Below are 11,816 nucleotides of genomic sequence, written 5' to 3' on the forward strand. Positions count from 1 at the left end.
TCACGTACGGCGATGACGACGGAGATCTCAGAAATTAAATGCCAGCCCCCACGGAGCAGGTGTACGGTCGATCGCGTTACATAGGCGACCCATCCGAGCGACGCCGTCGATTTCCTCACACCCACAATGACTTCGTCCACGACCGACGAGCTCGTCGAGACGTTTCTCAGATACCAACACCTGTTCGTACTGACCGCGCCCGTGCTGTTCGTCATCGGGGTCTACACCGTGGCGCCGACGCCCGCGGACGCAGGCGCGAGCTACTGGTTCGAGTACTGGTGGCTCCTCCCGGTGTTCATGCTCGGGGCGACCATCGTGAACACGGTCGGGATCAGCGGCTCCGCGCTGTTCGTGCCGTTCCTCATCTTCCTGTTCCCGCTGGTCGCACAGCCGCTTTCTCCCTCGGAGATCGTCCTCGTGGGGCTCGTCAGCGAGTCGTTCGGCCTCTCCAGTTCCGCGTTCGCGTTCGTCCGCTACGGGCTCGTCGACCGCCGCCTCGCGGTCTCCCTCGTGGTCGGCGGGCTCCCGTTCGTCGTCGGCGGCGCGCTGGCGTCGTTCGTTATCCCGGAGACCGTGTTCTACGCCCTGCTCGGTCTCGCACTGCTCGCAGCGTCGTACCTGCTGTTCAACGCCGATCTCGGTCACGGCGACCACGCGGACGACGCCGATGCCGAGTTCGACGACGGAGCCGACGCTGAAGCGGTCGCCGACGGCGGCGGTCACGACCTCCCCGATGACGACGACAAACCCGGCCCCGCGGGCGTTGAGACGGACGCCGACGGGGTCGTTACACGCGTCGACAACGACGGCAACGAGTACACCTACGACCGGGCCGGCTATCTCGAACGGTTCGGCAACTACAGTATCGGCGGCGCGTTTCAAGGGCTGGCCGGGTTCGGCATCGGCGAATTGGGCATCATCTCGATGTTGCGCACGAACGTCCCGGTCCGGATCGCTATCGGAACGAACCACATCGTCGTCGCCGTGACCGCGGTCATCGCGTCGCTCGTTCACGTCTTCGGCGGCGCGTTCGTCGACTTCGGCCACGCCTTGGACCTCGCGAACGTCCCGTGGAACATGGTCGTGTTCACTGCCCCCGCGGCGGCGATCGGGGGACAGATCGCCCCCTACGTCTCGACCGCCGTCGACACCGAGACGATCAAGACCGGCGTCGGCGTGCTCTTCGCGGTTATCTCGGTGGCGCTGTTCGGAATGGCGACCGGGATCGCCTGACCGCCGCGGATCTCCCCGTGGCCGGGACGGTCTCCCGGTCGGGATCCCGAGTCACCGGCGCTTTTGCGCCCGGCCGAGGAACACGCGAGCGATGTACGACGACCTGCTCGTGCCGACCGACGGCAGCGACGGCACCGACGCCGCGATCGAGCACGCCAACGCCCTCGCTCGGGCGTTCGACGCGACCGTGCACGTGCTTTCGGTTGTCGACACGCGCAACCGGTTCGAGAGCCCATCGGCGGGGATCGCCGCGGAGGCGTGGGTCGACGCCGAGCGCGAACGCGCGGAGGAGGCCGTCTCACGAACCACGTCCGCGATCCCGGATGACATCGTCGTCGAGCGGTCGATCCGCGAAGGGACGCCGGTTTCGGAGATCACCGCATACGCAGCGGAGGCGGGGGTGGACGCTATCGTCATGGCGACACACGGTCGCAGCGGACTCGACAGATACCTTGTGGGAAGCGTGACCGAGAAGGTCGTCCGCTCCTCGCACGTCCCGGTGCTCACGGTGTCACGACGCCAGGAACCCGACGATCCTTCTCACTCCTGACTTACCGTGTGGCCTGACTGACGGCAGCCCTCAGCACCACTCGCAATCGCAGTACTGCTCGCACACCGGGTTGTCACAGTCGGCGTCGCGCGCCGAACAGTGGGTGCGCCCGTGTTCGGTGAGCAGCACGTGTATCGGATAGGTGAGTTCGTCCGGGATCGTCGCGTCGAGCACGTCGTGAGCACGGGCGTTCGACGCCGACTCGGGGACGAGCCCGAACCGCTTGGAGACGCGTTCGACGTGGGTGTCGACGGCCATCGTCGGCTTGCCGAAGTGGAAGTTGAGGACGACGCCCGCCGTCTTCGGGCCGACGCCCTTGATGTCGGTGAGCCACGCCTTCGCCTCCTCGGTCCCCATCGCGTCGAGGAACGCCAGCGAGTAGGCCCCGCCCGTCTCCTCGCGGATCGCCGCGAGCGCACGCTGGATCCGGGTCGCCTTCGTGTCCGCCAGGCCGGCGACGCGGATCGTTTCCGCGAGCTCGTCGGTTGGGGCTGACTCGATGGCCGCGAAGTCGTCGTACGTCGAAAAGAGGCTCTCGGCGGCGCGGTCGGTGTTCGCGTCGGCGACGTTCTGTGAGAGGATCGTCGTCAGCAACTGTCGGACGCCCTCGCCCGGTTCGGCGTCGCTGTCGGCGCCATGCGCGTCGCTGGCGCCGATGGCGCCGTGCAGTTCGACCAGATCGGCGTGCTGGTCGCGGACGGCCGCCTCGTCCCAGTCCGCCGCTCGTGTCGACATATCAGCAAGAGTTACCTACTTCGGCTCTCGACTATGAGTGGGCCGATATGTTCCGAACCGTCGGATCAAGGCCCTGTTGACACCACCGCTGGACGGGGCGATCGGCCGTCGCCCCGGTCCGGTTTACCGCGTATCGTTAACCGCACGACGCCGGCTTCACTTCCGTCGACGAGTCGCCAGTGCCGCGGCGGTCAACAGGAGACCCAGCAGCGCGGGTACCGGACCGAACCCGGGCGTCTCCACCGAGGTGCGCAGTCGCTCAAGTCGCGACTGGGGGTCCGATCCCGCCGGCGCGCCACTCCCCGAATCGGCGTCGTTCGGCGTGGTCGTGGCGTCCGCCTCACTCACTCGGATCGTGGCGCTCGCCGAAGTCTCCCGGTCCGTCCCGTCGCTCAGCGTGCCCGCCACCGTTCCCTCGCCCGCGGCGTCGGACGGCACCGCGACCACCACGGTGAACTTCAGCGTCTCGCCGGGATCGACCGCCGTCCAGAGCCACTCGTTCGTCGAGTCGCGGAACGCGGCGTCGGTTCCCGACCACGAATCGAGCGTCCAGCCGTCGGGCAGCGATCCCAACCGCAACACCGTGGCGGGCGCGACCGCGTCGCCGGCGTTCTCGACGGTCACGCCGATCTGAACCGTCTCACCCGGCTCGACGGTGTCGCGAACCGGATCGAGCGAGAGACCGATCCCGTTGTCGGACTGGGCGGCGACTCCCGCCGTCGCAGCGGCGGCGACCACCAGGACCACGGCGAGGGCGGCACAGGTGGACCGGAATCGTCGGGATGGGGCGTCCGTGTCCGTGTGTGACCGGTCACGCATCCGTCTCATCCCCGTTCGCCTCGACCCACTCGGTGACGAGCCCCTGGAGCGTCTCGGTGTCGACGGTCTCGCCGCCGGTTCCGGGCACCTGCGTGTCGTTCGTCCAGTGCGTGATCGCCGTTCTGATGTCGGTTGCGTCCAGCTCGCCGGACTCACCCGCGATGGCCTCACTGACGGACTGAGCCGTCTCGCGCACGTCGAACGAGTGTGTCACCGACTCTACGACCGAACCGTCCGCCTCCAGCCTGATCGTCACTGAGTGGGAGCCCGCCCGACGCCCCGAGACCTCGATCGTCACGTCCGTTCGGTCGCCGCCCATGAGGCGTCCCACCTCGTAGGACGATCGGGCCGGCTCGAGACCCTCGTCGGACTCGACCGTCACCGAGAGGTCGACGGATTCCGCGTCGCCGACGTTGCCGACGGTCGCGACCAACTCGACGGTGGTTCCACGCGTCAGCTCCTCGGGCGCCGAGTTTCCCAGGATACTCGGGGTCGCGGTCAGCGACGCTTCGGAGGCGACCGACGAGGCCGTATCCGACGCCTCGCCGATGTCGCGTTCCGTGTTGCGCACGCGGTTCGTCGTCTCGACCAGCTCCGACCCGTCCCGGGTTCCCTCGAAGAAGTTCACCGCCTCGACGAGAAAGCCCGTTCTGGTCAGGTCGGTCTGTGCGGCGTTCCTCGTGAACGCGAGCAGCTCCTCCCGCTCGGATTCGGTGAGAGTGCCCTCCTCGACTGCCGCCATCGCCCGCTGGGTGCGGGCCTGGAACTCCCGTCCGTTCCGTTCGTACGCGTCGGCGATCTGCCCGAGGATGGTTCGAGCGAGTACCCGACGGTCGTTGTCGACGGCCGTCGAGAAGTCGCCCAACAGCGAATCGATGCTCGACTCCGTGTCGTCGATCTGTACGGCGTATCCGACCGCCGCCGGGAGGTCTCCCTCCGCCAGCGCGCTGCGGTACTCGTCGAACAGCTCCGGTATCTGAGTAGATGTGTCCTGCATCGGTCACCCCCTGATGGCGTTGAACAGTCCGAGATGATGCGTCACGTTGATCTTCACGAGCGCACCGATCCCCCCGCCGGTCGCGAACGCGTCCACGACGCCGCCGGCGACGAACAGGACGACTGAGCCGATCGTCTTCGCGACCTCCCAGAGGCTGGGATCGTTCCAGAGGCGATGCACCGACTCCGTAAGCGAGAACGACTCGCCGAACTCCTTCGCGTCCCGGATGAGCCCCTGTGTGTCCTCGGCCTCGTTCGCGATCGAGTGTGAGGCGTCTGTCGCCGCTGACATGGCCGCGTTCGTGTCGCCCCTGAGCCCGTCTTCGGCCACGCGCTCGGGCGTGAGGAACGCATAGAGGAAGTCGATGCCGGCCGCCAACGACGCCGGCGTCGACCCGACGAACGACCCGACGAGCGGGGAAACCCCGGCCGCCATCCGGGTCTCGGCGTAGTACTGGATCGACGTCGACACAGTGTCGATGATCCGTTGGACCGCGGCCTCGACGGCGTCGTTGACGGCACCGACCGTGTTCAGCCCGCCGGCGATTATCTCGCCGACGATCGTGTTGGCCTCGTAGTTGATCTTCGACATCGCGTCGATCTTCCGGCCCAACATCCCCTTCAGTATCGTCTTTACGGCGTCCTTGGCCTTCGACTTCGCCGTCGACAGGATCGCTTTCGTTCCGAGCCCGACCCCCTGTGAAACCTTCTTCGCGATCGAGACGACGGTCAATACCAGCTCCATCGCCGTGTTGATCGTCGGAAGCGCCATCTCCTGGGCCAGGTCGACCCGATTGCTGCTCAGTTCGTCGGCGGGGCCGATGTGTTCGAGCGTGTGTTCCGTGACGCTCAGTCCCGAGTCGAGCCGGCGGATAGCGTTGATCGCGGTGGCGTGATCGATGTCCCCCCGTTCGACGGCGTCGGTGAACGCCCGGTTCGCCCGTCGCGCCTTGGCGGTCGCGTCGAGGTTCGCGACGGAGATCGCGTCGACCCGTTCGGCCGTCTTCAGGTGGGCCGACGCGAGCGAGTCGAGCGGGCTCTCCGTGACGGTCAGCGTTCCCCTGGTCGTTCCTTTCGCGCCCGCGTCGTCGACGACGGTGAGCGTGACCGTGTACTCGCCAGGCGACTCGTACGCGTACTCGACGGTCCGTCCGGTCGCGTCGCGGCTCCCGTCACCGGTCAGATCCCACCGATACTCCCGGATCTCCCCGTCCGGATCGGTGCTCGCCGACGCGTCGAACCGAACCTGCTCGCCGGCCATCGGCTCGGTCGTCGAGCTGTCGAACACCGCCGACGGAGGCTCGTTTTCCGGTTCGGCGACCGACACCGTCCGCTCGACCGCGTCGCCGGCGCCGTCGTCGTCGGTGACACGGAGCACGACCGTCGCGTCGCGGGCCTCCTCGAAGGTGTGTTCTACCGACGGACCCTCCGCATCGACGCCCCCGTCGCCGCCGAAGTCCCACTCGTAGCGCGCGATCGAGCCGTCCGGATCGGTGCTCGCCGACGCGTCGAAGGTGGCCGTCGAGCCCGCCACCGGCGGCGACGGGGAGACCTCGAACTCCGCCGTCGGGGGTCGGTTCTCGGCTTCGCCGACCGTTATCGACCTGCTCGCGCGGTCGGTCGCCCCGTCGTCGTCGGTGACTCTGAGGACGACCTCGTACGTCCCCGCGCGCTCGACCGTTCGCTCGACGGTCCGCCCGGTAGCGTCGGTGTCGCCGTCGCCGTCGAGGTCCCACTCGTACCGCCGGATCGAGCCGTCGGCATCGCTCGCGCCGCTCGCATCGAACGTGAGCGTGTCCCCGACCGTCGGCGACTGTGGCTCGATCCGAAACGCCGCCGACGGCGCGGAGTTTCCGCTGCCGACCGCGACGGTCCTCGTCGTCACCGCCGTGGCCCCGTCGTCGTCGGTCACCCGGAGCGACACCGGGTACTCACCGCTGCTGTCGTACGAGCGGACGACCGTCTCGCCCGTCGCGTCGTAGTCCCCGTCGCCGTCGATGTCCCACGCGTAGCCGACGATCGAGCCGTCGGCGTCGCTCGCGTCGCTCGCGTCGAACACGACATCGTCCTCGACCGTCGGCGACGAGGGCGCATATTGGAACGCCGCGTTCGGGACCTGGTTCCCGCCGCCGACTGTCTTCGCGACGACGGAGTCCCAGTACGCCGTAAAGTCCCCACTGTTGAGCGTGAGATACGAGATGTCCGTCTCCCAACTCGCCGCGTCGACAGTCGTCGTTCCCCTGCTCGACCCGCCGTCGATCTCGTACTCGAGCGTGATCTCGTCGGCGCCGCCGTCGTACCGGTAGGTGATGTCATAGCCCACCCACTCCCCGGGCGAGAACGAGCCGACGGCGACGTTACCGGGTGCATACAGCGTCCCATCTCGGTGCATCGTGAGGATGGAACGGCTGGACCCGTCGGACCAGCCGCCGCCGGCGTCGGTCCGGAGCTTGAGCCGCGCGTAGTACTTGTCGTGACAGCCGAAGGACCCGGCGGCGCCCGGGAGGATCGCCCCCGAGAATCGCACCGCGGTTTCGCCGGGATGCCCGCCGATCGGCGCGTTCGCGATCGCCTCCCAGCAGCCGCCGTGGCCGCCTTTGATACGGAGCGACCTGCTCCCGCCGTGTGATCGTTCGCTGACGACCGACTGATCCGTGGCTCCGTCCTTCCTCCATCCGTCGGGGTACCCGCCGACGGAGACGGACTCGAAGTCCTGGTCGAGCCCCGAAAACGTCGCCCGCCCTACCGTCGTTCCGCCGACGGCTATCGACGCGGCGGCGCCGAGCCCGAGGAAGGTCCGTCTCCCGAACTGCCGATTCATACCGATTTAGATACATATTTGTGATTTATATCTATCTCATTATACGATCATGGTGTCTCCGGAATGATTCATTCGACGACGAACGTGGACGACGGCGACGATCGAACGACTCGGTGGGGGTGACGGCTTCGCCGCGGGATCGTGACTACGCGTGATTTTTCCGTCTTCGAACCCTCGAGACGGTAGTCTAGCAATGGAGCCCGACATCCCGGCCGCCCCCGACAACTTCTACCGCGCCCTCGTAGAGAACACCGCGGAGGGGATGTTGACCATCGACGAGGAGAGCACGATCCGGTACGCGAACCCGGCGATCGAGGACCTCCTCGGCTACTCGCCCGAGGAACTCGTCGGCGAGTCGAAGATGGTAATCATCCCCGAGCGGCTCCGTCCGATCCACGAGGAGGCGCTCGCTCGGTACGTGGAGTCGGGCGAGCGGAGCATCGACTGGGACGGCATGGAACTCCCCGCGCTCCACAAGGACGGGACGGAAGTGCCGACGCTGATCAGCCTCCGCGAGCACACCCACGACGGTGAGCGATACTTCACCGGCATCGTCAGGGACATCTCCCGACAGCGCGAGCGTGAGGCGGAGCTTCACGACCAGAAGGAGCGCCTCGACGACTTCGCGGACATCCTTGCACACGACATTCGCAACCCGCTGTCGGTCGCGCAGGGGTATACGGACCTCGCGCGCCGGGAACACGACGCGCCCGAGCTCGACACCGTGGCGGAGTCGCTCGATCGCATCGAGAAGCTCGTCGATGACATCCTCGCGTTGTCGAAGGAGGGGCGCTACGTCGGGGAAACCGAGTCGGTTCCGATCGCCGCGTGTGTCCGCGACGCGTGGGGAACCGTCCACGCCGACACGGCGACGCTCGTGGTGGAGCTGGGGGAGGGGGCGGTCGACGCCGACAGGAGTCGGCTCCAACAGCTCTTCGAGAACCTGTTTCGGAACGCGGTCGACCACGTCGGCGAGACCGTCACCGTGCGTGTCGGACGGCTCGCCGACGGCGACGGGATCTACGTCGCCGACGACGGCCCCGGCGTTCCCGCCGACGTTCGCGAGGAGGTCTTCGATCACGGGTTTTCGACGCGCGACCGCGGGACCGGATACGGGCTGCCGATCGTCCGGCAGATCGCGACGGGACACGGCTGGACCGTCGACGTGACCGATGCCGAGACCGGCGGTGCCCGCTTCGAGCTTCGCGGGCTCGACCTCCGGTCTTGAGTTCGGGAACGGCCGCGATCGGCTCCGACCCGTAGTCGACATCGTCGACCGAGGTCCTAGCTATCGACGGTGTCGACGCCGGTCACCTCGAACCGCGCCCCGCCGTCCGCGCCCTCGGCGACGGCGACCTCCCAGCCGTGTGCGTTCGCGATCTCCTGAACGATATACAGTCCGTACCCCGTGCTCCCGTCGTCGGTGGTGTACCCGGCCTCGAAGGCGGTATCGCGTTCGTCGGCGGGGATCCCCGGGCCGTCGTCGGCGACGTAGAACCCGCGGGGAATGTCGCCGACGGTGATGCGGCAGTCCTCGCCGGCGTGTTTCACCGCGTTCCCGATCAGGTTCTCGAAGAGTTGTTTGAGTCGGCTCGGGTCCGCACGGACGGTCCGCTCCGTCTCGACGATCAGCTCCGCTTCAGCCGTGTCGGTGTGCATCCAGCACTCGGAGATCGCAGATGCGAGCTCGACGGGTTCGAGATCCCCCTCGTCGTGCCCCCGTCGCGCGACCGCGAGCGACTCTTCGAGCAGCGAGAGGGCTCGGTCGACCGCGCTCGCCGCCGGATCGAGGTGGTCCGTCTCCGTCTCCTCGCGGGCCAACGAGATCCGTCCCTGCGCGACGTTGAGCGGGTTCCGGAGGTCGTGTGAGATCAGTCCGGCGAACTCGTCGAGCTGCTCGTTGCGCCGTCGCAACTCCCGCTCGTGTTCGACACGATTGAGCGCGGCGGTCGCCGCCGTCGCGAGGATCTCGATGAACGTTTTGTCCGGCTCGTCGAACGCGTTCGGCTCCGTCGACGAGACGATGAACACCCCGTGGTCGTCGAGCGGGTGAACGATCACGCTCCGGCTCGGCGTCTCCGCGGCGAGGCTCTCGTGCGTGCGGATGTCGTCGATGTGTCGCGGCTCGCCGCTGTCGAACGCGCCCCAGACGACCGCACTGGCCGGATCGTCCTCGGCTCCCCGTTCGTACATCGGGGGCTCGTCGAAGGACGACTCGACGGACTCGGCGTGGGCCGCCAGTTCGAGTCGGCAGCCACTGTCGTCGACGAGGTGGACCCCGCTCAGTTGCCCTCCGAGGATCCCGCCGGCCGTGTCCACGGCGATCTCGGCGATCTCCTCGGTTGTGGACGCCCGCATCAACTGCTGGGTGCGGTCCTGAAGCTCCTCGAGCACGCGCTCGCGCTCGATGCGGTGTAACACCGCAGTCGCGTGCTCGGCCAGTGTCCGCGCCATCGACACGTCGAGGTCGTCGAACGCGTCGCGTTCGCGCGAGGCGACGAGCATCACCCCGTGATCCGACAGCGGGAGCGCCATCTCGCTGCGTATCGGCGTGTCCGGATTGAACAGCTCCGGAGCCTCGGTGATGTCCTGGTAGACGCGTGGTTCCCTACGCTGGTAGGCCCGGCCGGCGATCCCCTCCCCGGGGGTGAACGTCGGCGGCGCCCCGACGATCTCCTCGGCCTCGCTCGTCCACGCGACCGGGACGAGTCCGTCCTCGCTCTCGTCGTAGAAATGGACGCCGTTGAACGGGAGATCGAGCACGTCGCGGAGGGCGTCGGCGGCGATCTGTGCCACTTCCTCGGCCGTCGCCGCCTCGACGAGCGCCCCCGTCGCGGTGTGGAGCTCCTCGATCGCGTTCGCCCGGCGTTTTCGCTCGGTGATGTCGGTGTGCCACACGTACCAGCCGTCCGCGTGGTCCCCGTCGGTGCCCCACGGGATTCCGCTCACCAGGAACTCCCGTTCGCCGTCGGCCGTCTCGCAGACGGCCTCGCCGAGTATCGGCTCCCCATCGGCGATCCGGGACCTGACGGTCCGGTGCTCGGCCATACGATCGGCGGGAACGATCACGTCGGCGATGTCCGATCCGACGACCTCCGACGACTCGTACCCGAACGTATCCTCGAAGGCGCCGTTGACCGCCCGGATGCGATGGGTGTCGCCGCCGTCCACGATCTCCCCCTCGATGACCGAGTTGGGAGCGTTTTCGAACAGCGCCCGGAGTCGATCGTCCGCGGCAGTTCGCTCCACCGAACAGGTTCGGTCAACCGCCGTCCGGATCCGTTCGACGAGCCGGTCGTGTCGGTCCGTCCCCGCGTCCTTCGGGAGGTAGTCGGTCGCGCCCGCCGCGAACGCGTCGCTGGCTATCGCCTCGCTCCCCTCGCCGGTGTAGATGACGAACGGAATACGTGGACGGTCCTCGCGCACTCGTTCGACCATCTCGATCCCGGTTCGTTCCGGCAGCGCGTACTCGGACACCACACAGTCGAACGTCGCCGACGCGATCCGGTCGAGTCCCTCCTCGGCGTCGGAGACGACTTCGACGACGATGTCGTCCGCGCGCTCGAACCGCCCCGCGATCGGTGCCGCCGACTCCGGCTCGGGGTCGATGTGGAGCACGCGGATCCGATCGACCATGCTAACGGATCATCATTCAGTTGCCACGATATATACGTTCGGTTACAATATCGATCATGATATAGATGCGAGCGCATACCCCGTCTTCAGGCGGGGGTCAAGCGGACAACAGGCACGCTTGTTCGGTAGATTCAAATCCGTGGTCTCTGTTCACAGGATGCTACGGATTCGGTGAGATGCCGTCCTCGAACCATACGGGGTGGCGAACTGTCGGTGGTTCGCACGGCGATGACATGGAATCCGACGGGGCCTCATTGGCCGGGCCACAGCCCTCCGAGGGAGGTAAACGATAGTTCCCCCGGTGTGTCGCCGGTTCCCTCCGAGTGCGGGTTGGAACCGAAGGGCATCGACCGCCCGAATCCGATGGTCGGATTCCTCCGTCTTCACGCGGAGGAGGAGGTCAATTTCAACACGTCCCCACGCGTGATGCTGCACCACGACGGATCCGGCTCGGTCAACAGTCGTGCGTCCGGCGATCGGCGGATCCCTCGCCGGTAAGCAGTGACAACGTCGCGATGAACGTGACCGTCCCGTCGGCAACCGCCCGGGCGACCGGCGTGTCCGGGACCGCGACGGCGTAGGGGTCCACGGCGTGGCCGGCAGCATCCGTCAGATCCTCATAGAGGGCGCCGTGTGCCTCCGAGAGGGTGATGAACGCTGTCGGCGTATCGCCATCGCGGACCAGCGACGGGGTGTCGTCGTCTGCGCCGGGGACGACCACCGGGCCCGGGAGGCGGTCGGCGTCATAGCGCAGGCGCACCTCGATGTGTTCGTCCCGGACGACGAACGCGACGCGGCAGCCGGAGAGGGCGGGCCACTCGTCGGTTTCGAGGCCGTCGGACCCGTACGCGACCGCGCGGTCGACCGTCCGGGTGATGTCCCGCTTTTCGGCGTCTGATAGGGGCGACCGATTGCGAGCCGTGATCGACGACCCGTCCTCCGCTGGCGACTCCATGCTCGGGGGTTCCGACCACGACAGAAAACGGTTCGTCTCCGAGTATCACCCGCGAAATCGGCGTGCCGGGC

9 protein-coding genes are annotated in these 11,816 nt (G+C 67.5%); 3 read left to right on the forward strand and 6 right to left on the reverse strand.

Annotation, left to right across the window (positions count from 1 at the left end; genetic code table 11):
- Nucleotides 1-126 precede the first annotated feature (126 nt).
- Entirely contained in the window at nucleotides 127-1,233 is a 1,107-nt protein-coding gene (locus K6T50_RS17635) for a sulfite exporter TauE/SafE family protein (RefSeq protein WP_222609543.1), read from the forward strand.
- Between the two features lie 91 nt (nucleotides 1,234-1,324).
- Nucleotides 1,325-1,783 (forward strand): universal stress protein, encoded by a 459-nt coding sequence (locus tag K6T50_RS17640; RefSeq protein WP_222609544.1) that lies wholly within the window; start codon nucleotides 1,325-1,327, stop codon nucleotides 1,781-1,783.
- 30 nt (nucleotides 1,784-1,813) lie between these two features.
- Here the strand turns inward: K6T50_RS17640 and K6T50_RS17645 are convergent, their stop codons facing one another.
- The 4 genes from K6T50_RS17645 to K6T50_RS17660 form a co-directional block, all read right to left on the reverse strand.
- On the reverse strand, nucleotides 1,814-2,518 hold the full coding sequence (locus K6T50_RS17645) for an endonuclease III domain-containing protein (RefSeq protein WP_222609545.1): 705 nt from the start codon (nucleotides 2,516-2,518) through the stop codon (nucleotides 1,814-1,816).
- Nucleotides 2,519-2,674: 156 nt separating this feature from the next.
- Nucleotides 2,675-3,265 (reverse strand): COG1361 family protein, encoded by a 591-nt coding sequence (locus K6T50_RS17650; protein ID WP_222609546.1) that lies wholly within the window; start codon nucleotides 3,263-3,265, stop codon nucleotides 2,675-2,677.
- Between the two features lie 64 nt (nucleotides 3,266-3,329).
- Nucleotides 3,330-4,334, reverse strand: a complete 1,005-nt coding sequence (locus tag K6T50_RS17655; RefSeq protein WP_222609547.1) for a CARDB domain-containing protein — start codon at nucleotides 4,332-4,334, stop codon at nucleotides 3,330-3,332.
- A gap of 3 nt (nucleotides 4,335-4,337) precedes the next feature.
- Nucleotides 4,338-7,154, reverse strand: a complete 2,817-nt coding sequence (locus K6T50_RS17660; RefSeq protein WP_222609548.1) for a PKD domain-containing protein — start codon at nucleotides 7,152-7,154, stop codon at nucleotides 4,338-4,340.
- Between the two features lie 193 nt (nucleotides 7,155-7,347).
- On the opposite strand from K6T50_RS17660, the gene K6T50_RS17665 reads away from it, so the two are divergent.
- Nucleotides 7,348-8,382 carry a two-component system sensor histidine kinase NtrB gene (locus tag K6T50_RS17665; protein ID WP_222609164.1) on the forward strand — a complete coding sequence of 345 codons (1,035 nt, stop codon included), beginning with the start codon at nucleotides 7,348-7,350 and terminating at the stop codon, nucleotides 8,380-8,382.
- Nucleotides 8,383-8,438: 56 nt separating this feature from the next.
- On the opposite strand, the gene K6T50_RS17670 is transcribed toward K6T50_RS17665, so the two are convergent.
- Nucleotides 8,439-10,790, reverse strand: coding sequence for a receiver/sensor box histidine kinase (locus K6T50_RS17670; RefSeq protein ID WP_222609165.1), 2,352 nt, complete (start codon nucleotides 10,788-10,790; stop codon nucleotides 8,439-8,441).
- Nucleotides 10,791-11,244: 454 nt separating this feature from the next.
- Nucleotides 11,245-11,745: a hypothetical protein gene (locus K6T50_RS17675; protein ID WP_222609166.1), complete on the reverse strand. Its 501-nt coding sequence runs from the start codon at nucleotides 11,743-11,745 to the stop codon at nucleotides 11,245-11,247.
- Nucleotides 11,746-11,816 lie beyond the last annotated feature (71 nt).

The sequence above is a fragment of the Halobaculum magnesiiphilum genome (assembly GCF_019823105.1).
In the GTDB taxonomy this organism is placed as follows: domain Archaea; phylum Halobacteriota; class Halobacteria; order Halobacteriales; family Haloferacaceae; genus Halobaculum; species Halobaculum magnesiiphilum.